A 25,173-nucleotide genomic window follows, 5' to 3' on the forward strand; every position below is an offset into this window, starting at 1 on the left:
TCACCGATCCGTGGAGTGTGCGAGAGGGAGTGTGGGGTCATCGATTTGTACCTGCTCACCCGGGCGGGCGTGCTGCAGGCCTTCAGTGACGATGCGGTCACCGGCCTTCAGGCCGGAGGTCACGGCCCAGCGATCATTTTGCGCACTGCCCAGTTGAACCGCCTGCAGGTGCACGCGGTTATCGGCATCGACCAGCAGCACCTGGGCGATCCCTGCGCTGTCACGCATGATTGCCCGCTGCGGCACGCTGATGCCTTCCTTTTTGAACGCCTGCTCCAGTCGAACCCGCACAAAACTGCCTGGCAAGAGATCGTAGTCAGGGTTCGGGAACTCGCTGCGCAGAATGATTTGTCCGGTGCTCGGGTCAACCGTCACATCGGTGAACAGCAGTTTACCCGGCAACGGATAAAGGCTGCCGTTGTCCCGAATCAATGTGGCCTTTGCCTGTTGCTTGCCGACTTGCTGCAGCTCCCCGGCGCGGAATGCTTCGCGCAGGTTGTCCAGATCGCGGGTGGACTGCGTCAGGTCGACATGAATCGGATTGAGTTGCTGGATACGGGCCAGCGGCGTGACTTCACCCTGGCCGACCAGAGCGCCTTCCGTGACCAGTGCACGGCCAATGCGCCCCGAGATGGGTGCTGTAACGGTGGCATAACCCAGGTTCAGCCTGGCGCGCTGAAGCGCAGCCTGATTGGCGGCCACATCGGCATTGGCCTGCTGTGCCGCAGCGCGCGCATTGTCATGGTCCTGACGGCTGATCGCGTTGATTGCTATCAGCTCGCCATAGCGCTGGTCCTGCAGTTTTGCCTGCAAGGCAACAGCCTGGGACTTGCTCAAGGCGGCTTGCGCACTGTCCAGGTCAGCCTTGAAGGGCGCCGGATCAATCAGAAACAGGACATCACCCTGTTTCACCTCGCTGCCTTCGGTGAACACGCGCTTGAGCACGACACCGGCAACCCGGGCACTGACTTGCGCCACGCGGGGAGCAACCACCCGGCCGCTCAGCTCGTTGCTGACGGACAAGGGGGCGGTGGCGATGACTTCGGTGCGTACCTTGGTCAAGGGAGGTTTGGTCTCAGCGACCGGGCTTTTATCGCAGGCGCTGAGGGTCAGGGCCAGCGCCGTAAGGAATAGCGGGGCGAAGAGCTTTTTCAACGATCGTGCCTTCTTAAATAAGCGGGATGTTTCTGTAGGCATGCTAAGCGCAGCACGCAAGAGGCGTTGTGAAGCAATGTAGGGGGTATGTGAAAAAGTGTGAAGGTTCTGCTCCTATCCTTGTAAGGTTGTATATCCTTCGGGTTTTCCCCGGTTGTAAGCATTGATTATGCCCACTATTTTGCTGGTCGAAGACGACGCCGCGCTGTCGGAGCTGATTGCCAGCTACCTGGAGCGCAATGGCTATCAGGTCAGCGTGATTGCCCGCGGCGATCAAGTGTGTGACAGAGCAAGAAGCAACCCTCCGGATCTGGTCATTCTTGACCTGATGTTACCTGGGCTCGATGGGCTGCAAGTCTGCCGCTTGCTGCGAACCGAGTCTGCCAGTCTGCCGATCCTGATGTTGACAGCCCGCGACGATAGTCATGATCAGGTGCTGGGGCTAGAGATGGGTGCAGATGATTATGTGACAAAACCTTGCGAACCCCGTGTATTGCTGGCCCGTGTGCGCACGCTTTTGCGTCGCAGCAGCCTGACCGAGCCTCAAATGGCCAGTGACCGCATCACCATTGGCAATCTGTGCATCGACTTGTCAGAGCGCACCGTCAATTGGCGCGGACAGATCATCGAGTTGTCCAGTGGTGAGTACAACCTGCTGGTGGTGCTGGCGCGGCATGCCGGTGAAGTGCTGAGCCGTGATCAGATCCTGCAGCGTCTGCGGGGCATCGAGTTCAACGGCACGGACCGTTCGGTGGATGTGGCGATCTCCAAGTTGCGGCGCAAGTTCGATGACTGCGCCGGTGAAGCGCGCAAGATCAAGACCGTGTGGGGCAAGGGCTACCTGTTCAGCCGCTCGGAATGGGAATGCTGAACCCATGTTGAAGATTCTGATACGCCTGTACCTGGTGACCATCGTGACGTTCGCCCTGGCCAGTTACCTGGTGCCCGGGGGGATCGTGTCGCTGTTTCATGATCGCTTCATGAACTACAACGTCGATATGTCGCGGGGCATGCAGACCCTGCTGGTCAAACAGTTCCATCATCTGCCCCCAGAGCAATGGCCAGCCCTTGCCCGCGAACTTGACGCGCAGTTTGAGCCGATGAAGGTCAATCTGCTGCCCATTACGGATGCCAAGTTCAGCGCCCAGGAGCAACGCCAATTGCAGCAAGGCAAGGGCGTGTTGCGCATCGGCGATTGGGGCTGGCGCACGCTGGTGGTTTCTCCGCTGGACGAACAACTGGCGATTGAATGGGTGATGCCTCCGGACCCCTTCGACATGAGTGTGTTGTATTGGAGTATCAACGTCCTGATTGGCGCAGCATTGCTGGGCGGCCTGCTGTTGTGGCTGCGCCCGCACTGGCGTGATCTGGAGCGCCTCAAACTCACGGCGGAGCGTATCGGTCAGGGGCAACTGAGCGAGCGTACGCAGATATCCCAACGCTCGAACATTCATGGCCTGGCCACGGTATTCGATGCAATGGCCCAGGATGTCGAGCACCTGCTCAATCAGCAGCGCGACTTGTTGAACGCGGTGTCCCATGAATTGCGCACGCCCTTGACCCGCCTGGACTTTGGCCTGGCGCTGGTGCTGTGTGACGACTTGCCGGATGGCAGTCGCGAGCGCTTGCAAGTGTTGGTGGGGCATATTCGCGAATTGGATGAGCTGGTACTGGAACTGCTGTCTTTCAGCCGCCTGCAAAACCCTGCATTGGTTCCAGAGAGGGTGGAGGTGTCGCTCGATGAGTTTATCGACAGCATCCTTGGCAGCTTCGATGAAGAGCTGGAGGCCCCCGATATTGTGCTGGACGTGCTGTTGCAAGGCGCCCAGGAACGCTTCGCCCTTGATCCGCGCCTGACTGCGCGGGCCCTGCAAAATCTGCTGCGCAATGCCATGCGTTACTGCGACAGGCGAATTCAGGTGGGCGTGAATGTCACCTCCCAGGGCTGTGAACTGTGGGTAGATGACGATGGCATCGGAATTCCCGAGCAAGAACGGGAAAGGATCTTTGAGCCGTTCTATCGCCTGGATCGCAGCCGGGACCGGGCTACCGGCGGCTTCGGCCTGGGGCTGGCGATCAGTCGGCGTGCCCTGCAAGCCCAGGGTGGCACGCTGAGCGTGGAGCAATCGCCTATGGGCGGTGCTCGCTTCAAGCTCTGGTTACCGGCTTGAAGCGAGGTGTTACGGCTTAGATGGAGCGGCGCTGGCGGCTCACGTGCTTCAAGCCTTCAATAATCAAGACGACCACCGCGAGCCAGATCGGGCCGTAGGTCAGCCATTGACCCTCTTCTAGGCTGTCGCCCAGCAACAGGGCCACGGCGACCAGCAGCACAGGCTCGACGTAACTGAGCAGGCCAAACAGGCTGAACGGCAGCAAGCGACTGGCCAGGATGTACGAGAACCCTGCGGCCGCACTGATGATGCCCATGAGCGGTACCAGCAGATAAAGCGCCTGGCGCTGTTCGCCAAGGTCGACATGGGGGCCGGCCAGCACAAACCAGAGGGCTGCCGGGACCATCAACAGCATGTCCAGCCACAGGCCGCCCAGGTTGTCGATGCCGATCTTTTTACGCAATACGAAGTACATCGGGTAGCCGATGGCCACGACCAGTGTCGTCCAGGAAAACCCGCCCGTGCGATACAACTCATTGGCCACGCCGATCACGGCCAGGGCCGTGGCTATTTTCTGCAGGTGGGACAAGTGCTCACCGTAGACGATGCGCCCGGTGAGGATCATCGTCAGTGGCAGCAGGAAGTAGCCCAGCGACACATCCAGACCATGCCCGTTGAGCGGCCCCCACATGAACATCCACAGCTGCAGGCCAACCAGGAAGCTGGTCAGCAGTACGCAAGGAATCAGTAGAGGTTTGTCGCGTAAACGATTGAAAATTATAGGAACCCATTTCCAATCGCCGGAGAGGCATATAAACAGGGTCATGAAGGGAAGCGAGATCAGTATTCGCCAGCCGAAGATTTCCTGGCCATCAAGGGGCCAAAGAACGGAAGTGAAGTAGTACAAGACGCCGAACAGGCAGGAAGCCAAAATCGATAGAACAATACCTTTAGACACAACAACCTCAATGGATCTACAACGTTACTCGTTTGAGTGGGCACGTAGCTTGAGGCTGTTGGTTGTCGGTGGCAAATGTCTTTTAAACCAATTACTTGGGAGTCATTCTTGTTGAGGCGGTTCAACTTGTAAAACATCAGGCAAATACTGGGCCAAAGTCGTTTTAAACGAGCGTTCGTGTTGTTGGAAAAACTGATTAACGGTAGCTTGCTATCAAGTCCTGTGGGGGCGGGCTTGCTCGCGAAAGCATCGCCCCGGTGGTTTTGGCAGGCCGAGTCGCCTGAGCAGAGAGCCAGCCCACCCCCTCGCATTCAACCCGTTTACATGGATCGGCGTTGACGCACCAGGTGCTTGAATCCTTCGAACATCAACACCCCCACGGCCAGCCAGATCGGCAGATAGGTCATCCATTGGCCCGCAGTAATGCTTTCGCCCAGCAGCAATGCAACCAGCACCAGCAACACCGGTTCGACATAGCTGAGCAAACCGAAGAGGCTGAACGCCAGCATCCGGCTGGCCAGGATGTAACTGATCAGCGCCAGGGCACTGATGCCCCCCAGGATTGGAATCAGCGCGTACAGGGCAGGGCGATGGCTGGCCACCTCAAACCCTTGCTCACCACTTTGTACAAACCACCACGCCACAGGTATCAGCAGCAGCATGTCAGCCCACAGGCCGCCGAGGTTGTCGGTGCCTGCGCGCTTGCGCAGCACGAAGTACAAGGGGTAACCAATGGCCACCACCAGAGTGGTCCAGGAGAACCCGCCCACGCGGTACACCTCGTTGGCGACCCCGAGGGTTGCCAGTGCGGCGGCGATTTTCTGCAGATGGGACAGTTGCTCGCCATACACCAGGCGACCGGTCAGAAGCATGGTCAGCGGCAGCAGGAAATAACCCAGCGATACGTCAAGGCTGTGGCCATTGAGCGGCGCCCACAGAAACAGCCAGAGCTGAACGCCCACCAGTGCACTGGACGCGACGAGCACGGCGAAGAACTTCGGTTGCTGACGCAGCCGCGAGAAAATCACCGGCACCAGCCGCCAGTCACCGGAAAAGCACATGAACAGCGTCATGCAGGGCAGGGTCAGGAGCATCCGCCAGCCGAAGATTTCAGCTCCGCTCAAGGGCCAGAGCAGGGATGTGAAGTAATACATGACACCGAACAGGCTCGATGCCAGAACAGACAGAACAATACCTTTGGACACAACAGCCTCGTTGAAACACGCATTTTGATTATTAGAAGTGCGTAGCTTGAGGCTCTGTGAGCTGTAGGGCAAATCCTTGATTATGAATGTCTGTGGGAGCAGGCACTGGGGTCAGTCAGGCAAACCGCAGGGATGCAGCTCCCACAGGTTTGGTGATGCCTATGATGGCAAGGTCAATGTGGGAGCGGGCTTGCTCGCGAAGCAGGCAACCCGGTTTCAGAGTCAAACCGCAGCGCTACCATCGCGGGCAAGCCCGGCTCCCACAGGCTGTGCCTGATTATGGGGTTTTAATGCCCCGGGTCATGCGCAGTGCCAGCAGGCTGCCGCCCACAATCACCGCGGCCAGGAAGTACAGGGCCGCGTCCGTGGAGCCGGTGGCGTCTTTTACGAAGCCCACCAGGTACGGGCTAAGGAAACCGGCCATTTGCCCCATCGAGTTGATCAGTGCCAGGCCACCAGCGGCCGCACCCGCGCTGAGCATCGCAGTAGGTACTGGCCAGAACATCGGCAAGCCGGTCAGTGCGCCCATGGTCGCAATGGTCAGGCCCAGAATCGCAATGGCCGGGTGCGCGGCAAAATTCACCGCGATCACCAGACCCACCGCGCCCATCAGCATCGGTACCACCAGATGCCAGCGGCGCTCCTTGTGCAAGTCCGCCGAGCGGCCCACCAGCAGCATGAACACAGCCGCCAGCAGATAAGGAATCGCGCTGATCCAGCCGATCACCAGGGTATCGCTGAAGCCCAGGCTCTTGATGATCGACGGCAACCAGAAGTTGATGGCGTACACGCCGCTCTGGATGCAGAAGTAAATCAGGCCGAAAGCCCAGATGGCCGGGTTTTTGAACACTGCCGACAGCGAATCGGTGGCCGATGAAGCGGGTTTGCTGGCGGCATCCAGGCGATGGTCCGCTTCCAGTACCGCTCGCTCATGGGCACCCAGCCATTTAGCGTTGGCAAAGCTGTCACTGAGCAAGAAAATGGCCAGTGCGCCCAGCACGACGGTGGGAATGCCTTGCAGCAGGAACATCCACTGCCATCCGGCAAGGCCGCCCTGGCCTGCAGCGAAGTGGCTGAGAATCCAGCCGGAGAATGGCCCGCCAATCAGACCCGATACAGGGATGGCGCACATGAACAGGGCCATGATCCGGCCCCGGCGAAAGCTGGGGAACCACTGCGAGAGGTACAGCACCACACCCGGAAAGAAGCCCGCTTCAGCGGCACCGGTCAGCAGGCGCAGGGTGTAGAACCCGGTAGGTGTGGTGACAAACATCAGGCAGGTCGACAGGGTCCCCCAACTGATCATCATCACGGCGATCCAGCGCCGGGGGCCGAATCTGGTCAAGGCCAGGTTGCTGGGTACGCCGCACAGCACGTAGCCGATGAAGAAAATACCGGCACCCAGGCCGTACACGGTTTCGCTGAACTTGAGTGCGTCGAGCATCTGCAGTTTGGCAAAGCCAACGTTTACCCGGTCCAGGTAATTGAACAGATAGCAGATAAAAATGAAGGGGATCAAACGCAGGGTGATGCGCTTGTAGATGGCGTTTTTATCGTCATCGCTGATCGGCGATGCGGGGGCGCTCTGTGACATCTTATGTCTCTCTTTATTATGTTTTTTCACGATCCAGGGGTAACGTTGACCGCAGCTTGAGTCTCGGTCACCACAACGCCGCTGTCTTTGTGCTGTCGCACAGCATTTTGCCGAGTCGCCTGTGCCCGTGAACAAATGTATCCAAGGATTGTCACCCTATGTTTGAACTGGACCATGATTTGGCGCAGGACATCGTGGATCGCGCGATGGCCATCTTGCCGTACAACGTAAACGTGATGGACAGCCAGGGCCTGATCCTGGGCAGTGGTGAGCCTGAGCGTATCAACACCCGGCACGAAGGGGCGCAATTAGTGCTGGCCAATGGACGGGTGGTGGAAATCGATGCCCAGGCCGCCAAATGCCTGAAAGGCGTGCAGCCGGGTATCAACTTGCCATTGTTGCTCGATCAACGACTGATCGGTGTGCTGGGCTTGACGGGCGAGCCCGAGTTGCTGCGTACCTACGCCGAACTGGTACGCATGACCGCCGAGATGCTGGTGGGCCAGCGTTACCAGCAGGCGGAACAACAATGGCGGCGCCAACGCTGTGACGATCTGGTGGCTTTGCTGCTTAGTGAAGGGGGCGACTCGCCGCGACTGATCGACGAGGCCCAGCAATTGGGCCTCAAGCCCCAGCTGGCACGGATTCCGTATTTGTTTGAGCTGGGCAAGGGGCAGAGTGCAGAGGCCTTGAGTGTATGGCTGCAGTCACGCTACCCGGACAGCTGGTGCGTCAGCCCGGCCACGGGCTCGCTGCTGTGGTGCCGGCCGGCCACGACTGCGCTGGATGACATGCGGCTGCTGGAGAAGCTCGACGGCCAGGGCTGGAAGGTCTTGCGGATTGCCGCAGGCGGGCAGGCTGATGCACTCAAGGGGTTGCGCCGCTGTTATCGACGGGTGGGTGATCTGCTGGCATATGGTCGCGATGTACTGCCGCAGACCCGCCTGCTGACGCTCAATCGCTACCGGTTGCCAGTGATGCTGTGGCGTCATCGCAATGACGATGCGCTGGAAGAATTGCTCGGGCCATTGCACAAAGTGGTGGCCAAAGACGCCAACGGCCAACTGATTGCCACGTTGCGCAGCTGGTGTGATCACGATGGCCAGAGTCAGGCCTGTGCCGACGCCCTGGGGATTCATCGCAACAGCCTGCGCTATCGCATGGAGCGTATCGCCGAACTGAGTGGCGTGGACCCGCTGAGCCTCAATGGCATGCTGGCCCTGTACCTGGGAGTCCAGCTGCTGGCACAGACGTGATTGTGGGAGCGGGCTTGCTCGCGAGAGCGCCTGCAACAAGGTTCCTTGTCCAAATGAACAACAAACCCCTTGAATGCTTGTGCGCCCGACTGGCGTGTTTTGGGCCGGTTGCTGGCAGCATGGAGGGTATAAGAACTGGAGATACGCCCCATGAAAATCGTGATTGCCCCCGACTCGTTCAAAGACAGCCTGAGCGCCGAAAAAGTCGCCGACGCGATTGCAGCCGGTCTGGCTGACGTATTGCCCCACGCGCATTTGGTCAAGTGCCCGATGGCCGATGGCGGCGAAGGCACAGTCGAAGCGATTGTCGCCGCAGGCAATGGCCAGTTGCGCAGCAATCATGTGCAAGGCCCGCTGGGCGCACCGGTCGAGGCCCATTGGGGCTGGCTGCCTGACAGCCACACGGCAATCATCGAGATGGCCGAAGCCAGCGGTTTGCAACTGCTGAAACCGGAACAGCGCAATGCCTGCATCACCAGCACCTTCGGCACCGGCGAACTGATCAAGGCCGCGCTGGATGCCGGCGCACGGCGGGTCATCCTGGCCATCGGCGGCAGTGCTACCAATGATGCCGGAGCCGGTGCATTGCAGGCGCTGGGCCTGGGCTTGTTCGACGCCCAGGGCAACAGTCTGCCGCGCGGCGGCCTGGCGCTGGCCCATGTGGCGCGTATCGAGCTGGCAGGCCTGGACCCGCGTCTGGCCGAGGTACGCTTTGAAATTGCCGCTGACGTCAACAACCCGCTGTGTGGCGAGCACGGTGCTTCGGCAATCTTTGGCCCGCAAAAGGGTGCATCTGCCGAACACGTGCAGTTGCTGGATCAGGCGCTGGGGCATTTTGCCGATCACTGTGCAAAGGTTTTGCCCAAGGATGTGCGTCAAGAACCAGGCTCGGGTGCAGCCGGGGGGCTGGGGTTTGCTGCCAAGGCGTTCCTCGGCGCGCAGTTTCGTGCAGGGGTTGAAGTGGTTGCCGAGCTGGTGGGGCTGGCCGAGGCTGTAAAGGGGGCAGACCTGGTGATTACCGGTGAAGGCCGTTTCGATGCCCAGACCCTGCGCGGCAAAACCCCCTTTGGCGTGGCGAGCATCGCCCGCGCTGAAGGTGTCCCGGTGGTGGTATTGGCAGGCACGTTGGGCGAGGGGTATCAGGCGCTGTACGAGCACGGCATCAACGCGGCATTTGCAATTGCCAGCGGCCCGATGACCCTGCAGGACGCCTGCACCCGGGCGGCGCCATTGCTCACTGACCGGGCGCGGGATATTGCGCGGTTGTTGAGTCTTGCCAAATTTTCATGACACATAAAGCGTGATGGAGTGACGGTGCGTCGATTCGGATAACTCGCTCTGCCTGTAAAACCAGGGCGATCTCATCGCGAGCAAGCCCGCTCCCACATTGAGGTTTCATTGCAAACTTTGGTGTAAGCTTTGCGGCTCTTCGCATTCGACCCTTAGCGAGCCCTATGCCGTCGCTCTTCAAACGCTCTTTGCTGCCTAAACTGCGCAGCTTTCCGTTATCTGCCGATGCTTTCAGTATCCTGCCAAGCGCAGCGGATTTTCGTCGCTGTCTGTTGGAGCAGATTGCAGGCGCACGCCACCGCATCACGCTGGTGGCCTTGTACCTGCAACAGGATGAGGCCGGGCAGGAAATCATGGACGCCTTGCATGCCGCCAAAGCGGCGCGTCCCGAACTCGAAATCGCGGTTGTCGTCGACTGGCTGCGTGCCCAGCGCGGGCTGATCGGTGCAGGCAAGCAGCCCGGCAATGCGGCCTGGTATCAGGCGCAAACCGCATCCCACGCCACCCATGTGCCGATTTATGGTGTGCCGGTCCAGACCCGCGAGCTGTTCGGCGTGCTGCACCTCAAGGGCTTCATCGTTGACGACTGTGTGATCTACAGCGGCGCCAGTCTGAATAACGTGTACCTGCACAAACTCGACAAGTACCGCTTTGACCGTTACCACGTGCTGCACAACAAGCCGTTGGCCGACACCATGCAGCGCTTTGTCCAGCAGGACCTGATCGAGACCAGGGCGGTCCATCGCCTGGACCTGCCAACACTGCCGACAACCCGCAGTTTGCGCAGCGCCATCGGTGATTTGCGCAGCCATCTGAAAAAAGCCAGCTACGACACCAGCGCCGGTACAGTCGGCCACTTTGGTCTCTCGGTCAGCCCGTTGCTGGGCGTGGGCAAGAACAACCCGCTGAGCCGGGTGATTTGTGAACTGATTGCCTGCAGTCAGCAGCAACTGACCATTTGTACGCCGTATTTCAACCTGCCGCTGCCTGTGACCCGTGAAATCAATCGGGCCCTGGAGCGTGGGGTGCGGATTGATATCGTGGTGGGCGACAAAACGGCCAACGACTTCTACATCCCGCCTAGCGAACCTTTCCGGGTTATCGCGGCGTTGCCGTATCTGTATGAGTTGAGCCTGCGCCGGTTTGCCAAGAGTCATCAGCGCATGATCGACAACGGTCTGTTGAATCTGCACTTGTGGCGCGAAGGTGACAACACCTACCACCTCAAGGGCATGTGGGTCGATGATCGCTATACCTTGTTGACCGGCAACAACCTCAATCCGCGTGCGTTCCGCCTGGACCTGGAAAACGGTTTGCTGATTGATGATCCGCGTCGCGAATTGCTGGAGCCTCGCCGCAAGGAGCTGGACGCCATCTTTGCCCATACTCAGCGCATCGATAGCTTCAAGAGCCTGGAAACACTGGCGGATTACCCGCCAGCGGTGGCCAAGTTCTTGCGTCGCGTCAGCCGGGTACGGATCGAGCGCTTGCTTTACCGGATTCTCTAAATACCCGTGGGAGCGGGCTTGCTCGCGATTGCATCGACGCTGAGTAACAGATACCCCGCGTCGTTTCTATCGCGAGCAATCCCGCTCCCACAGGGTAGGGATCACGGGATATACACCACGCTGCCCCCCTCACGGCGATGCAACAGGCGATCACCGTTATCCGGCTGACTGGTAATGACCTGGTGGTCCACGCTCAGGTAGCCCAGGGGCAGGGGATCGCCACTGCGAAACTGGGCGAAGATCAGCGTGCGTTTCGGGTCGAAGTGCTGGCCGCTGGTTTTATCCAGCCAGGCCATCAGTGCGGCACTGTCGCCGTTGCGGGGGAAGTCCTGGCTCTGGTCGATGTAGAAGAACGGCTCGCCTTCATTCTGGACATACATCGGCAGTTTGTTGTCGACATCGATCATCACCATGCGCCATTGATCCCAGGGCGCCTGCTCGCTGGCCCGCGCCTTCACATCCTGGCCGAACTGGATAACCCCGCCACCGCCGTTGGACCAGGGGTATATCACCCCCAGTACCAACAGCACGGCCGCAGCGCTGACGCCGAAGCCGATCTTCCAGCCACGCCCGCTGCTTTTGCGTTGCGCCATGCGCCGTGTCACCCACCAGGCGGCCAATAGCTGCGCAAAGGGCACCAGCGGCAGCACGTAATAACTGCGCCGACTGCCACTGGCGGTGAAGAATACAAACAGCAAACCCAGCCCCCACACCAGCCAGCGTGTATTGGGCTCGATGTGACGCCACTGACGCACGGCCACCCACAACCCGATCATCCAGAACGGCGCCCAGGGCAGGGTGTAAGTCGGCAGGTAAATCAGGTAGGTATAAATAGGCCCCATGTGGTCGAAGGGGTTGAAGAAGCGCACCACGTTTTCACGCAGTACCAGCCCCAGTCCGCTTTCACCATAAGTTGGCGCGCCATACAGATGGGACAGGACAAAAGGCAGCATGTACACCGCCCCTGCAACGATCAGGGCCAGTAACAGGCGCAGGTTCAGATGACGCTTCCAGCGTTGCTCCCCCAGTAGATGAGGCAGCAGAACCAGCCCCGGCAGGATAAAGCCGATCAGTCCCTTGAGCAGGGAGGTCAGGGACAGCAGCAGAAAGAACACGCAATAGCGGCTGAAGCGGGTGTCCTGCGGGTCGCGCCAGTACCACCACACCGCGGCCAGAAGGCCGAATACGGTGAGAATGTCCGCTGTCGCCACTCTCGCCCAAAACACAAAGTAGAAGGTGGTGGCCAGCATCCATCCAGCAATCAATCCGGTGCCTTTGCGAAACAGTTGCTCGCCGATCAGGAACACCAGCCATACGCTGAACCAGGCTGCGACAACCGAAGACAGGCGTAGCGACCAATGCCCCAGGCCGCCCGTCAGCCCGGCGGTTGCCGTGATCAGCCAGTACGAGGGCAAGGGCTTGTCGTAGTAGGGCGACCCCTTGAGGTACGGGTCCAGATAATCGCCGCTTTGCAGCATCTGCAGTGCAATGTTGGCCCAGCGGGTCTCCGGCCCCCACAGCTCCCTCGAGCCCAGGCCGAGCAACAGCAGCAGGGCAGACACGGTCAGTAGCACCAGCAACGCTTTCTGGTTGCTGTCCAGGCGCTTGGATACCGTCATTTAAGGCTGAACCCCGGGGAAGATAAATATCGACAGATCGCCGCGCTCGTAGCGTTTGCCGCCCACCGGCAGCAGCTCGACTTCGTGGGTTTCCAGTGCCGAATGAACTCGCATGACGACTCCGACAGAACCGCGCTGCTGGGCGTCCTTCATCCAGTGAGCGATGTTATCCATGTCAACCTGACGCGCAGCTGAATCGGCATACCCCAGGCCGTACTTGAGTTCGCCCACGGTGTTGTAAAGACTCACGTCAGGTCGCCCAAGGCGCCATGAAAGCGCCGACGCAGCGCCCAGGTCGTTGCTCAACAACGTGCTGGTCTGACTCAGTTCCTGCACATGTTCGGCGATAAACTGGTCGGGCATTTTACTGTTGACGATTTGTCCCGGCATGGCTGCGGGCAACAAGGCCACCAGCAAACCCATGCCCAGCGCGGGTGCGGCCCACAGCTGCAAGGGGCGCAGGGCTTGCAAGGCATTGCTCAGCAGCCAGCCGAGCAACACGATGTAGCCCAGGGACAGGCTGAATATCTCGGTGTTGTCATAGACCGGGTGGCTGATTTGCAGATAAATCAGCCCCGCCAACCCGGCTACGGCCAGCAGCGTATTCAACACACCATTGATGCGTAGAGTCCGGCTACGCGCCTGGGCCAGCCAGGTCACCAGTGCATGGCCCATCAACAGTGCCAATGGCAAAAGGCACGGCATGATGTAAGTCGGCAATTTGCCCTTGCTCAAGCTGAAGATGGCCAGCGGCAGCAGCATCCACAGCAACAGAAAACCAATCGCTGGCTGGCGCTTTTGCTTCCATGCATCGAGCAGGGCTGCGGGCACCAGAGCGGCCCACGGCAAACTGGCGGCCAGCAGGATGGGCAGATAGAACCACCAGGGTTGAGTGTGTTGCGCATCGGCTGCGCTAAAGCGACGGATGTGTTCGTTCCAGAAAAAGAATTGCCAGAAGTCCGGCTCCTGATGATGTATCGCCAGCGCCCACGGAACACAGATAGCCACTGCGACCAGGATCGCCAGCGGACCGTAAATCAGCACTTCCTTTATGCGCCGCTGCCACAGGGCATACGGCACCGCGATCAGTACGGGTAATAACCAGGCCAGAAAGCCTTTGGTCATGAAGCCCATGCCACAGGCAACGCCAAGCACTGCCCATGAGCAAAGGCGCCCGCGGCGAGTCTTGCTGTCAAAGGCAAACCACACCGCGACCAGGCTCAGATTGACCCAGAAGGTGAACTGCGGGTCCAGGTTGGCATATCCGGCTTGCCCTGCGACCAGCCCAAAGCTCATGTAAAGCAGGGCACTGGCGAAACGCTTGCGAGGGTCATCCCAAAGGCGGCCAGCGATTAGCCACGCCAGCCAGACACTCAGCCCGGTACTGAGCGCAGAGGCGATGCGCACGCCAAACAGGTTGTCACCAAACACGGCCTGGCCGATGGCAATCATCCAGTAGCCGGCGATGGGCTTTTCGAAATAGCGCAAACCCATGAAGTGCGGCGCGATCCAGTTGCCACTGTGGAGCATTTCCTGACTGATCTGGGCATAGCGGGTTTCGTCGGGTATCCACAGCCCGTGGCTCATCAGTGGCAACAGATAAAACACCACAAAAGCCAGTATCAGACTGGGCAAGGCCAAGCGTTCCAGACCCTGGATCCGGAAGGTGTGAGGGACAACGGCAACCATGCTTTCCACCTGTAAGCCCGTTATAGACGTAAGTTATGGCCGGCACGTTAAACAGGAGCAGGTGGGCGAGAGGTGAAGTGGATGTGAAAAAAACGCATGTCGCCACTTGGCATGCAGGCCCCAGTTGCCGGACAGACGTGACGACGACTGCCCGTAATTGACCTAAAGCTGTCCTGAGTCGATTTGTCGCAGGCCTTGCTGCATCGCCCGGTTTTACTGGCTGCGGGAGGCGGAGCGCACCATAGAGGGGCGTCTGTGTCGTGCGACAGGTCAGTGAGAGTGTTAAATTCTGCGCCCATGCAACACGTCTATCCCACAGCAATCGTACGCACTGAGCCTGGTCAGACCTGGCATCGGGCAGCGTACACACCTGCCTCGTCGCACGCAGGGTTGAGGCCTTTATCGTTTAAAGGGCCGCTTAAAGGAACCTTACATGAATGAATTACTGACTCGCCGCCGCGTAGTCACCGGTCTTGGCTTGCTCAGCCTGGGCTTGATCGCAGGTTGCGACAGTGGCAGCGGTTTGTCATACAAGTACGGAAAAGACCTGAGCAATGAAATCCTGGGGCGCAAGTTCAAGCTCAGGGATGCTGAGGGTACCGAGATGATGCTCGGCAGTTTTCGCGGGATGATGCCGATGATTTTCTTCGGCTTTACCCAGTGCCCGGCGGTATGCCCGACTGCGTTGGCCCGTGCGGCACAGGCCAAGAAGATGATGGGGCCTGACGGTGATCGGCTGCAGGTGGTCTTTATTACCCTCGATCCTGAACGGGACAAGCCAGCCATGCTGGATGCCTATGTGAAAGCCTTCGATCCGAGCTTTATTGCATTGTCCGGCACCCTGGAAGAAACGGCTGCCACGGCTAAAGAATTCAAAGTGTTCTACGAAAAAATCCCTACGGGTGATTCGTACACCATGTCCCATACGGCTACCAGTTTCGTCTTCGATTCCCGTGGTGTGTTGCGCCTTGGCTTGTCGCCGTCACTCTCGGCCAAGCAATGCACTGAAGACTTGCTGACCGTGATGTCCGTCTGTTAATCAACGCCTCCTTTGAAAGAGTCAACCCTATGAAGCCTGTGAACTACCTGTTGCTGTCGCTGCTGGGCATGAGCCTGCAGGTTAACGCGCAAACTGTTGTTGATGATGCCTGGGTCCGGGCCACCGTTGCGGGGCAACCTTCGACCGGCGCTTTTATGCACATCACGGCCAGTAGCGACAGCAAGCTGGTTGAAGTCCAGTCACCCGTTGCCAAGACCGTGCAAATTCACGAGTCGAAGATGGAAAACGACGTGATGAGCATGCAGCCTGTTGCATCGGTGGCATTGCCAGCGGGCAAGAGCGTTGCCATCGTGCCTGAGGGTTATCACGTGATGCTGATCGACCTGGTCGGTCAGATTAAAGTCGGTGACCAGGTACCGTTGACCCTGATTGTCGAAGACAGCAAAGGGGTCAAAGAGTCGATTGAGGTCAAGGCCCAGGCACGGGCATTGAACAGCATGCCGATGCATCACGATCATGGTTCGATGCACTAAACCGGGCAGAGTCCTTGTAGTCGCTGCCGAAGGAACGAGGCTGCGTCCGGCGTGATGCGGCACCCTGACGAAGCCGTCGTAAAGTCGGGTTGTACGGTTTATCAGGCATCCCGCGTGTACTGGCTTTGCGACCGCTTCGCGATCGAACGTAGCCTCGTTCTACTCGTCAACTGCTACGGCGCGTTGTTGACGGCGAAACTTTTAGCCGCTGCCGAAGAAACGAGGCAGCGGCTACAGGGGCGACGGGTTTAAATGTGCGTCAAACCGATCAGAAACGCCCCGTCAGCGGGTACTCAACCGCAAGACGTATCTGATCGGTGTCCAGTTCAGCCTGTGCCTTGTTGCCGCGATGAACGTTGTGTCGCAATGACATGATAGTGCCCTTGGCCGTTCCGCTCTGAATCACGTAACGCGCTTCCAGATCCCGCTCCCAGTGTTTCCCGCCTTTGCCATAGCCCAAATACGCATACCCGCCCCGAGGGTCGACATGGCTGCCGTCGATCTGGCTGCCACGCACGTAAGCGGCGCTGAATACCAGTCCGGGCATGCCCCAAGGGGTCATTGCCAGGTCGTACCGTGCTTGCCACGACTGCTCATTGGGCGCGTTGAAGTCAGACAATTGCACCGCATTGGTAAGGAAAATGGCGCCCCGCGTCACGTAATCGAACGGCGTGTCACCATGAACTTTCTGATATCCCAGGCTGAAACTGTGGGGGCCCTGGGCATAGGTGCTGAGCAAACTCCAGGTGGTGTTGTCGATGTTGCCTGATAGCGCCTTACCTTCATCGGTGGTGCGATACAGGTTCAGGTTCAGCGACAGGGAACGGTTTTCATCAATGGCGTGGCTGAAGACGGCCCCCAGGTAATGCTGGTTCCAGGTGTCCTCATAGCGGGAGCTGTAGAGACTGGCACTGAGGTTTTTGCTTGGGGTGTAGACAACACCTGCGAGGTCGAAGGCATTGCCTTTGGGCCCGTTCGAGTAATTCACCACAAAGCCCTGATCGTGGCTGCTGGCGTTGCGGTCAGTGCTTTCGGTGAAATGCCCGCCGACCATTTTCAGGTCATTGATTTCGTTGCTGGTGAGGAACACCCCCGTGGCGGTTTCCGGTAGCAGGCGACTGTCGGATGAGCTGAAAACCGGCGTCTTGACCCGCTGTTCACCATAGGAGAGCACGGTATTGGACATGCGCAGTTTTATCGCTGCGCCGCCTCGGCCGTAGTTGTCCTTGGGGTAGCCGTCGTTATCCAGCCCGAGCAGGCGGGCCTTGCCTGCGCGTCCGCCGCCGCTGTCCAGCTTGAGCCCCATGTAGGCGTGGGCATCCACTCCAACGCCGATCAGGCCTTGGGTGAAGCCTGACTGCAGGGTGCCCATCAAGCCGTATGCCCACTCTTCGGCATAGCCATTGCGCTCCGAGCGCGGTTTATAGGCATTGCGTGCGCCGCTGTTGCTGGCGCCATGACGATATTCGCGGCTGTCGTAGACCGTACGGTTGAGCACGCTCCAGGTGCTGTCTTCGATAAAACCGTTGGCCTGTTCCTGTGCCGACTCGGCAAACGCCAACGGGCTGGCGAGAGCGATCAGGATCGCGGAGCGCGATCGCACGGCACTCATTTTGCCACCTGCTGTTTTTGCAGGGAGGCGTTCAGGCGGTCGAGTGCACGTTTGGGTAGCGTAGCGGGCAGTTGCGGGGGCTGAGCTGACGGTTCGCCTACCTGGATCAGCATCACCATGCCCATGGCCAGGTGCGGGATGCACTGAATGCCATAGAGCCCCGGCACGGTGAAGGTCTGCTCGATTTCCTGATTGAGCTTGCCTTTGAACGGTTGTGCCCCTTCAGGCAGCAGACCGGGCAGGGTGGCGGCATTGTGGCTGCTTTGTGTGGGGATGAACTTGACCGTGTCACCGGGGGCGATCTGCAAGTAATCCGGTTCATAGACCATGCCGGCCGTGGCGCTGCGGGTAAGCATTTTCACTTCGTGGGTCTGGGCCAGTACCGATGTACAGAGCAGGGCAGTGGTCAATAGCAGGGTAATGGAAGAAATACGCATGAGTTGCTCTCCATAAAAAGGTTTAAAAGGGGCGCATTCGTAAAATCTGTGCGCCGTCAAAAGGGTCAGTCAAATAGTGCGCCTGGACCCCGAAGGTGGCCTCAAGGCGTTGTGGGGTCAGGACTTCAAGGGGGCTGCCCAGCGCAATTAAACGGCCTCGCTCAAGAATCGCCAGGCGATCACAGCTCAGCGCCTGGTTGAGATCGTGCAATGCGATCAGGGTCGTCACGGGCAAGGCCTTGACCATTTTCAAAATGGCCAGCTGGTGCTGGATATCAAGGTGATTGGTGGGCTCGTCCAGCAACAGGATCTGCGGGCGCTGGGCCAGGGCCCTGGCGATGTGTACACGCTGGCGCTCACCCCCTGAGAGGCTGCGCCAGGTTCGGCTGCGCAGGTGTGTTGCATCCACATCGATCAAGGCCTGCTCGACGATGGCCGTGTCGTTGCCAGACCACGGGCACAATGCTGACAGCCAGGGGGTGCGGCCAAGGGCGACAGCATCGAACACACCAATCCCGTCATGGGTATCGGCATGCTGTTCAACCACCGCCAGTTGTTGCGCAATGGTGCGTTGGCTCATTTTTCTGAGCGGCTGTCCGTGGATAAAGGCTTCGCCACGGCTGGGCACACGCAGATTGGCCAGCAGCTTGAGCAGCGTGGATTTGCCCGAGCCATTAGGCCCGATAATGCCCAGGGTCTCGCCTGGGAGCGCACTCAGGTTGATGCCTTGCAGCAGTTGAGCAGTACCGACGCAGTAACTCAGGTCGCTGCAACTCAATACTGGAATTGCCTCATTCATCGGGCATTTCTCCTGCTGATCAAAATCAGCGCAAAAACCGGCGCACCGATCAGCGCGGTAACGACGCCTACAGGGATCACCTGGCCCTTGATCAGGGTGCGGGAAAGAATGTCGGCGGCGATCAGAAACAATGCGCCGCCCAGTGCGCTCAGGGGGACCAGGCGCCCATGGCCGGTGCCTGACAGCAAGCGCACGGCATGGGGGATGACCAGCCCGACAAAGCCGATGGAGCCGACAATGGACACCATCACAGCAGTCACCAGGGCTGCACAGCTGATCAGCAACAGTTGCACCCGGCGCACAGGAATTCCCAGTGACGCCGCAGAGTCCGCACCAAACGTGAACGCATCCAGTGCCCGTCTGTGCCACATGCACACCGCCAGCCCGAGCACTGCCACTGGCACTGCCAGCCATACCGAGGACCAGCGCACGCCACTGAGGTTGCCCAACAGCCAGAACATGATCCCGCGGGCCTGTTCAGAACTGGCCGATTTGGTGATCAAGAACGCGGTGATCGCGTTGAACAACTGCGAGCCGGCTATCCCCGCCAGAATGATCTGGGCACTGGTACTGGCTGGTCCGCTGACGCGGGCCAGCACAATGACCAGGGCAAAAGCGGTGATGGCTCCGGCAAAGGCTCCTGCAGACAGGGAGATGGCGCCCGCACCCAGGCCCAGTACCGCCACCAGCACGGCACCGGTCGAAGCACCGGCAGAAATGCCAAGCAAGTAGGGGTCGGCCAAGGGATTGCGCAGCAAAGACTGCAACACCACCCCGCACGTCGCCAGCCCGGCACCACAGGCTGCAGCCACCAAGGCACGGGTCAGGCGATAGTTCCAGACAATGCCTTCGTCGATCGGATCAAGTACATACCCGGCGCCCCACAGCTTGTTGGCCAGCACCTGGAGCACCACGCCCGGGGCGATCGGCGTTTCGCCGATGGCAACCCCGCCAAGCACTGCCAACAGCAAGGCCACGAAGGCCAGCAGTGTGAGCATCAGCCTTGCACTCATTTGGGCAGGTCGTAGGCATTGATGGCTGTCGCGAGTGTTTCGAGCCCGTCGAACATGCGCAGGCTGGCCTGCATGGCATGGGCATCAAGGATGATGATGCGGTTGTTTTTGACGGCATCCATGTTGCGGGTCACAGGGTCGGTGCGCAGGAATTCGAGTTTTTTCTCAACGTCATCGGCCGGGAAACGACGTCGATCCATGCGTGCGATGATCAGGAACGTCGGGTTGGCCTTGGCCAGGGTTTCCCAGCCGACGGTTGGCCATTCTTCATCGGATTCCACAACATTACGTATGCCCAGGGTATTGAGCATAAAGTCGGGGATGCCCTTGCGACCTGCAACGTAGGGGTCGATGTCCAGGTCGGCACTGGAGAACCAGAACAGCGCGCTGGTGTGGCTCAGGTCCTTGCCCTTGAGCGATTCGGTGGATTTTTCAAGGCCGGCCTTGAGTTCGGCGTTGAGCTGTTCGCCGCGCTGCTGCACATCGAATACTTCAGCCAACTGGGTGATGCTCCTGTAGACGCTGTCAATGCTGAATGCCTGCAGGCGAGTGCCGTCTGCACCTACAAGATTGTCCTTGCCCTCACAGTCCGAAGGCATCAGGTAAGTGGGTATTTTCAGCTCATGAAACTGTTCGCGAGTCCCCACCACGCCCTGCGGGCCCACCATCCATTCCAGTTGCACCGCCACCAGTTCCGGGCGTTTTCCAATCACCGACTCAAAGCTTGGGTCGTTGTCGGCAAGCCGCTCGACCTTGTCGTTCTGCGCCTTGTACCGGGCGGGTACATCGTTGAACCACAGCGAGGTGCCCGCCAGTTTGTCGCCCAGGCCCAATGCATAGAACATCTCGGTACCGGCCTGGCCGATGGTCACGGCACGCAGGGGTGCGTGCTGAAAGGTCAGCGAGCTGCCGCAGTTTTCGATTGTCAGGGGGTATTGGGTAGGGGCCGCATGGGCCAGTGCTGGCAAGGCAAGGGTGGCAAGAAGGGTAACAGCGCGGTGCAACAGCATGATGCAATCTCCATTTGATCGTACACAAAACGCAGGTGTACAGCCGGGAACACATCACCGAGCACTGTTGGCGCAACAGCACGAGAGCAAGGATGCCTTCCCCGGACACCCCGCCGGTTGGTTTTTTGACTTTGCCGGCAGGTCTCCTGACTGATGGGTCATCGCCTGGCTCCAGCCTTCCCGGGAGGTATCCCAGTGGCAAACACGGAGCAGGCTCGTCATCTACAGTTGCGGGGGCAGTTCCGTTTGGTGCGACAGAGGCACTTCGGATTCCCTTTTAACCCCCCCCGTGGGGGGGACCGGCGGCGGGATGATAGTCGATCTTGTTTGCAAGAGGGAGTGGGTGTCAGATTCAGAAATACTTGAGCCAGGCAATATCTCTGCGACGGGCTTTCAAGGCAGCAAACCAGCGCACCGGCCAATACAGCGATGTGGCCAGCAGTACTGCCGTCAGCCATACCGCAGCGATACTGTCAAAACCGAAGTAGCTGCCCTGGTTCTGGCCAAACAGGGCGACACTCGCCACATACAGCACTTTGAGCACGTACAGGTGCAACAGGTAGAAGAACATCGGTGCAGCGCCGAAAACGGCCAGGGTGGCGATCCACTTGCGTTGCCCGGCCCGCTCAAACCCCAGTAGCAGCAACAGGCCAGCCCCCAGGGTCAAGGCGAGAAACAGCAGCGAAGGCGGGTATTTGGTGATGTTGAAAAAGCTCATCAGGCTCTGCGTGAAGTCGTCATGACTCACCCACGGCGCTTCTCCATAGCCATTCAGTAAACGCAGTACGACAAAAACCAGCAGCGCCACCGTACCTGCAAGCAACAGATAGCGCTGACGTACGTCAGCCGGGGCAGAGCGGGCAAACCAGGGACCCATGCAGTAACCCAGCGCGATCACACCGATCCAGGGCAGCACAGGGTAAGACGTGCGCAGGCGCAAGTTGTCCGAGAACTCGATCCAGCCACGATCATGCAAAATCGCCCAAGGGATATGCATCATCGAATCCACGGGGAAATGCAGGGTATCGAGCAGGTTATGCCCGGCGACAATGACCAGGCCCAGTACCAGCAACAGTGGACGGGGCAGCCAGACCAGCGCCGCAAGGGCAATCATGCTCACGCCAATGGCCCAGATCACCTGCATATAGATGACCGAGGGCGGGAACTGGAAGGTCCAGGCGAAATTGACCAGAGTGAACTCCAGCACCACCAGAAACAGCCCGCGCTTGAACAGAAACGCCGAGACATCGCGCTTGCCCTGATACTTTTCGCCGTACAAAAACGCCGACAGACCGGTCAGCAAGACAAATACCGGGGCACACAGGTGGGCAAGGGTCCGGCTAAAAAACAGGGCAGGGTCGGTGATGTCGACGTTCATGGGATCGGACACCTGGCGGTGCAGAAAGAACGTCTCTCGCACATGGTCCAGCAGCATCAGGAGGATAACCAGGCCACGCAGGGCGTCGATGGACAGCAGGCGCTTGTTGGGAGGTGGAGCGAGGGTTGCGGTAGTCATTGAGGGATCACAGGCAAGGAGTGCATACAAGGTATTGATACCTTATAACATTTCCGTTTGCGCTGTCATCCCCATGAGAAAGATTCGCAAGAATTGGGCGTTTGTTAACGCCGAATTTTTACCCATGCCATCAACAGCGCCGAGGACAAAACGCCTGCGGTCATAAAGATATAAGCCGCTCCGGGATTTCCGGTGAGGCCGATCAGGTAGCCAACGATCCACGAGCCGACAAAGGCACCCAATGCTCCACACGCATTGATCAGGCCGATGGCGCCGCCGAACACGTTTGCCGGAATGACCTCCGGAATCAGCGCGAAAAAGGGCCCGTAGGGGGCGTACAGCGCGGCACCGGCAATTGTCAGCAGTGCAAACGACACCCAGAAGTGCGAAGAACCGATCAGGTACGAACAGAAGAAGGCCAGTGCACCCAGTGCCAGCAGTGGCCAGATGAAACGTTTTCGTTGCTGGGTTTTGTCTGAGGCCCAGGACACCGCCAGCATCGCGGCAACGGCAGCGACATAGGGCACTGCGCTCAGCCAGCCGACGGTGACGATATCCGCAGCCGCGGCCTGTTTGATGATGCTTGGCAGCCACATGATGAAACCGTATACGCCAATGCTCCACAGCGCGTGAACACAGCACAGCTGGATCACCACAGGGCTGGTGAACGCCTGCCGGTAATTACGGACTTGCTTCATGCCTTTCTGTTCGTCCGCGAGGGTCGCGGCCAGTTGGGTTTTTTCCTGGGCAGTGAGCCAGTCGACCTGCTCGGGCTTGTCCCGCGCCATGCGCCACCAGACGAATGCCCACAGCACTGCAGGCGCGCCTTCAATCACAAACATTTCGCGCCAGCCCCAGGCCTGGATCAAATACCCGGATACCACCGACATCCACAACACCGTGACCGGGTTGCCCAGTACCAGAAAAGTATTGGCCCGCGAACGCTCCTTGCGGGTAAACCAGTTGCTGATGAAAATCAGCATCGCCGGCATGACTGCCGCCTCAACAATCCCCAGGGAAACGCGAATAAACATCAGCATGGGGATATTGGTCACCAGGCCCGTGGCCATGGCGCAAAAGCCCCACAAAATCAGGCTCCAGAACACCAGTTTGCGCACACTGTATTTCTGCGCGTAGATGGCGCCCGGCACCTGGAAGAAAAAGTACCCCAGGAAAAACAGGGCACCTATCAGCGAGGACATGCCCTTGGTGATACCCAGGTCTTGCTCGATCCCCGCCGCACTGGCAAAGCCATAGTTGGCCCGGTCCAGATACGCGAGGCTGTAGGTAATGAAAATCAGCGGGATCAGATACAGCCAGCGTTTGGACGCAAAGCCTTTGGTCGTTACCTGGGCACTGGCTCTATCGGTCAAGGGCAGTGCAGGTTCTTTAAGAATGCTCATGGGTGTTCCTTGTTATTGTTTTTTGCGGGTGCGGGTCAAACAACGCTGGTCAAGCCTCCATCCACAAACAGTGTCTGACCGTTGATGAAATCCGACGCCGGGGAGGCGAGAAACACGGCCGCTCCGCACAGCTCTTCAACCCGCCCCCAGCGGCCCGCCGGGGTGCGTTTGCACAGCCACTCGGAAAACTCCTGGTTGTCGACCAGGGCGCGATTCATCTCGGTGGCGAAGTAGCCCGGTGCCAGGCCATTGGCCTGAATGCCATGACGTGCCCATTCTGCGCACATGCCTTTGGTGAGCATCTTTACTGCGCCTTTTGAGGCCGCATAGGGCGCGATGGTCGGGCGCGCGAGTTCGCTTTGCACCGAGCAGATATTGATGATCTTGCCGCGCCCGCGAGCAATCATGTGCCGGGCAACCGCCTGGGACACATGGAACACACCGTCCAGATTGACCCGCATCAGGTCGTTCCAGTCGCTTTCGGCAAAGTCCTCCAGCGGGGCACGGCGCTGAATGCCGGCGTTGTTGACGAGAATGTCGATGGCGCCGGTGTCGGTCTCGAAAGCATTGATCGCGGCAAACAATTGCTCGCGGTTGGTGACGTCAAACGCTGCGAATTCTGCCTTCAGGCCCTCATCGCGCAGTTGGCTGGAAATTGCGCGGGCTTTTTCGATATTACGATCGTTGATCACCACAATTGCCCCGGCAGCGCCAAGGCCACGTGCCAGCTCCAGGCCGATTCCTTTGCCTGATCCTGTGATCAAGGCACGACGACCTTCAAGCTGGAAGCTGCTGATATTGAATGACATGCTGTTCTCCACAAACGGCCGCTTATTATTGTTACCGGCCCTGTGGTTACTTCACCTCACGCCAGAGGAGGAGTCCAATCGTCATTGATGATCTCGTAATCAATTATTTTGATCAGCGTTGAGACTGCTCAATCCACCTACGGGCTTCCACCGACTGGCATCCATCAACGTTGCCGTCGATCAGTGAGCAGGAACGTAATCACTGCGCGGCGTGTCCATGAAGTCTGTATTGCCATACCGGCGATGGCTGGTAACAACGATGAGGTGAATATGCGCAGCTTGATTTCTGCATCACTATTGGCTGGTTTTTTGTGTGCACTGCCTTACGCAGTCCAGGCTGACGATGACAAACCTGCGGACTGCAAGCCCGGACAGATACTCGCCGAGTCCATGGACCTGAGCAGTTGCTATGGCAACGGCGACAAGGCTCCGGACCAATACACACGGGAAGAAGTCGCGATCAAGGACTGGAAAGCCAAAGGGCTTCCACAGCCTGATGAGCATGAGCAGTGGGTACAGATAAGCGGGCACTATGTGTTGGTCAATCGCGTGAATGCGGTCATCAAGGAGATCCGCACCAAGAACGCAAAGGTGCTCGGCAAGTAACCCCCACAGCGTGCAACCGGGTTCAAAGCCGCCTCAGGCAGAGGCGGCAT

At 59.0% G+C, this 25,173-nt stretch carries 22 protein-coding genes and 1 riboswitch; of the genes, 8 read left to right on the top strand and 14 right to left on the bottom strand.

Annotation, left to right across the window (positions count from 1 at the left end):
• Entirely contained in the window at window positions 1–1,155 is a 1,155-nt protein-coding gene (locus tag V6P94_RS15045; protein WP_338647383.1) for an efflux RND transporter periplasmic adaptor subunit, read from the bottom strand.
• A gap of 169 nt (window positions 1,156–1,324) precedes the next feature.
• On the opposite strand from V6P94_RS15045, the gene V6P94_RS15050 reads away from it, so the two are divergent.
• Both V6P94_RS15050 and V6P94_RS15055 read left to right on the top strand, forming a co-directional pair.
• Window positions 1,325–2,026, top strand: a complete 702-nt coding sequence (locus tag V6P94_RS15050) for a response regulator (protein WP_133079203.1) — start codon at window positions 1,325–1,327, stop codon at window positions 2,024–2,026.
• 4 nt (window positions 2,027–2,030) lie between these two features.
• Window positions 2,031–3,326, top strand: coding sequence for an ATP-binding protein (locus V6P94_RS15055; protein WP_338647386.1), 1,296 nt, complete (start codon window positions 2,031–2,033; stop codon window positions 3,324–3,326).
• Window positions 3,327–3,342: 16 nt separating this feature from the next.
• Here V6P94_RS15055 and rarD (V6P94_RS15060) read toward each other — a convergent pair whose 3' ends face one another.
• The 3 genes from rarD (V6P94_RS15060) to V6P94_RS15070 form a co-directional block, all read right to left on the bottom strand.
• Window positions 3,343–4,224, bottom strand: coding sequence for an EamA family transporter RarD (rarD, locus tag V6P94_RS15060; protein WP_338647388.1), 882 nt, complete (start codon window positions 4,222–4,224; stop codon window positions 3,343–3,345).
• A 320-nt stretch (window positions 4,225–4,544) separates the two neighbouring features.
• Entirely contained in the window at window positions 4,545–5,429 is an 885-nt protein-coding gene (gene rarD / locus V6P94_RS15065) for an EamA family transporter RarD (RefSeq protein ID WP_133079200.1), read from the bottom strand.
• Window positions 5,430–5,706: 277 nt separating this feature from the next.
• Window positions 5,707–7,023, bottom strand: coding sequence for an MFS transporter (locus tag V6P94_RS15070; RefSeq protein ID WP_133079199.1), 1,317 nt, complete (start codon window positions 7,021–7,023; stop codon window positions 5,707–5,709).
• A 158-nt stretch (window positions 7,024–7,181) separates the two neighbouring features.
• Here V6P94_RS15070 and V6P94_RS15075 point away from each other — a divergent pair, with 158 nt between their 5' ends.
• The 3 genes from V6P94_RS15075 to pssA all read left to right on the top strand — a co-directional run bounded on the left by V6P94_RS15075 (window position 7,182) and on the right by pssA (window position 11,077).
• Window positions 7,182–8,279, top strand: coding sequence for a sugar diacid recognition domain-containing protein (locus V6P94_RS15075; RefSeq protein ID WP_133079198.1), 1,098 nt, complete (start codon window positions 7,182–7,184; stop codon window positions 8,277–8,279).
• A gap of 150 nt (window positions 8,280–8,429) precedes the next feature.
• Window positions 8,430–9,569, top strand: coding sequence for a glycerate kinase (locus tag V6P94_RS15080; RefSeq protein ID WP_338647393.1), 1,140 nt, complete (start codon window positions 8,430–8,432; stop codon window positions 9,567–9,569).
• A gap of 164 nt (window positions 9,570–9,733) precedes the next feature.
• Window positions 9,734–11,077, top strand: coding sequence for a CDP-diacylglycerol--serine O-phosphatidyltransferase (gene pssA / locus V6P94_RS15085; protein ID WP_133079196.1), 1,344 nt, complete (start codon window positions 9,734–9,736; stop codon window positions 11,075–11,077).
• A gap of 101 nt (window positions 11,078–11,178) precedes the next feature.
• Here the strand turns inward: pssA and V6P94_RS15090 are convergent, their stop codons facing one another.
• Window positions 11,179–12,696 (bottom strand): glycosyltransferase family 39 protein, encoded by a 1,518-nt coding sequence (locus V6P94_RS15090; protein ID WP_338647395.1) that lies wholly within the window; start codon window positions 12,694–12,696, stop codon window positions 11,179–11,181.
• Complete coding sequence (gene arnT, locus V6P94_RS15095) at window positions 12,697–14,385, bottom strand: lipid IV(A) 4-amino-4-deoxy-L-arabinosyltransferase (protein WP_219262214.1); 1,689 nt, start codon at window positions 14,383–14,385, stop codon at window positions 12,697–12,699.
• A 433-nt stretch (window positions 14,386–14,818) separates the two neighbouring features.
• On the opposite strand from arnT, the gene V6P94_RS15100 reads away from it, so the two are divergent.
• Together V6P94_RS15100 and V6P94_RS15105 are read left to right on the top strand one after the other, a co-directional pair.
• A complete protein-coding gene (locus V6P94_RS15100; RefSeq protein WP_019827121.1) occupies window positions 14,819–15,424 on the top strand; it encodes an SCO family protein in 606 nt (201 codons plus the stop codon).
• A 29-nt stretch (window positions 15,425–15,453) separates the two neighbouring features.
• Window positions 15,454–15,918 carry a copper chaperone PCu(A)C gene (locus V6P94_RS15105; RefSeq protein WP_338647402.1) on the top strand — a complete coding sequence of 155 codons (465 nt, stop codon included), beginning with the start codon at window positions 15,454–15,456 and terminating at the stop codon, window positions 15,916–15,918.
• A 268-nt stretch (window positions 15,919–16,186) separates the two neighbouring features.
• Here the strand turns inward: V6P94_RS15105 and V6P94_RS15110 are convergent, their stop codons facing one another.
• From V6P94_RS15110 to V6P94_RS15145, 8 genes are all read right to left on the bottom strand, one after another.
• The gene (locus V6P94_RS15110) at window positions 16,187–17,530 is read right to left on the bottom strand and encodes an OprD family porin (RefSeq protein ID WP_133079192.1); all 1,344 of its coding nucleotides are present in this window, start codon (window positions 17,528–17,530) and stop codon (window positions 16,187–16,189) included.
• On the bottom strand, window positions 17,527–17,967 hold the full coding sequence (locus V6P94_RS15115; RefSeq protein WP_133079191.1) for a pseudoazurin: 441 nt from the start codon (window positions 17,965–17,967) through the stop codon (window positions 17,527–17,529). Before V6P94_RS15115 ends, V6P94_RS15110 begins: the two co-directional genes overlap by 4 nt.
• Before the next feature lie 22 nt (window positions 17,968–17,989).
• Complete coding sequence (locus V6P94_RS15120) at window positions 17,990–18,766, bottom strand: ABC transporter ATP-binding protein (RefSeq protein ID WP_405046682.1); 777 nt, start codon at window positions 18,764–18,766, stop codon at window positions 17,990–17,992.
• Entirely contained in the window at window positions 18,763–19,767 is a 1,005-nt protein-coding gene (locus V6P94_RS15125) for an iron chelate uptake ABC transporter family permease subunit (RefSeq protein WP_338649448.1), read from the bottom strand. The genes V6P94_RS15120 and V6P94_RS15125 overlap by 4 nt, the downstream gene beginning before the upstream one ends.
• A gap of 8 nt (window positions 19,768–19,775) precedes the next feature.
• Complete coding sequence (locus V6P94_RS15130) at window positions 19,776–20,789, bottom strand: ABC transporter substrate-binding protein (protein ID WP_338647405.1); 1,014 nt, start codon at window positions 20,787–20,789, stop codon at window positions 19,776–19,778.
• Window positions 20,790–20,907: 118 nt separating this feature from the next.
• A riboswitch (cobalamin riboswitch) is annotated at window positions 20,908–21,108 on the bottom strand.
• Window positions 21,109–21,141: 33 nt separating this feature from the next.
• Entirely contained in the window at window positions 21,142–22,305 is a 1,164-nt protein-coding gene (locus V6P94_RS15135) for a heparan-alpha-glucosaminide N-acetyltransferase domain-containing protein (protein WP_338647407.1), read from the bottom strand.
• Window positions 22,306–22,409: 104 nt separating this feature from the next.
• The gene (locus tag V6P94_RS15140) at window positions 22,410–23,708 is read right to left on the bottom strand and encodes an MFS transporter (protein ID WP_338647409.1); all 1,299 of its coding nucleotides are present in this window, start codon (window positions 23,706–23,708) and stop codon (window positions 22,410–22,412) included.
• Between the two features lie 35 nt (window positions 23,709–23,743).
• A complete protein-coding gene (locus tag V6P94_RS15145; protein WP_338647412.1) occupies window positions 23,744–24,517 on the bottom strand; it encodes an SDR family NAD(P)-dependent oxidoreductase in 774 nt (257 codons plus the stop codon).
• 270 nt (window positions 24,518–24,787) lie between these two features.
• Here V6P94_RS15145 and V6P94_RS15150 point away from each other — a divergent pair, with 270 nt between their 5' ends.
• The gene (locus V6P94_RS15150; RefSeq protein WP_338647414.1) at window positions 24,788–25,123 is read left to right on the top strand and encodes an RcnB family protein; all 336 of its coding nucleotides are present in this window, start codon (window positions 24,788–24,790) and stop codon (window positions 25,121–25,123) included.
• Window positions 25,124–25,173 lie beyond the last annotated feature (50 nt).

The sequence above is a fragment of the Pseudomonas sp. ML2-2023-3 genome (genome assembly GCF_037055275.1).
GTDB lineage: Bacteria > Pseudomonadota > Gammaproteobacteria > Pseudomonadales > Pseudomonadaceae > Aquipseudomonas.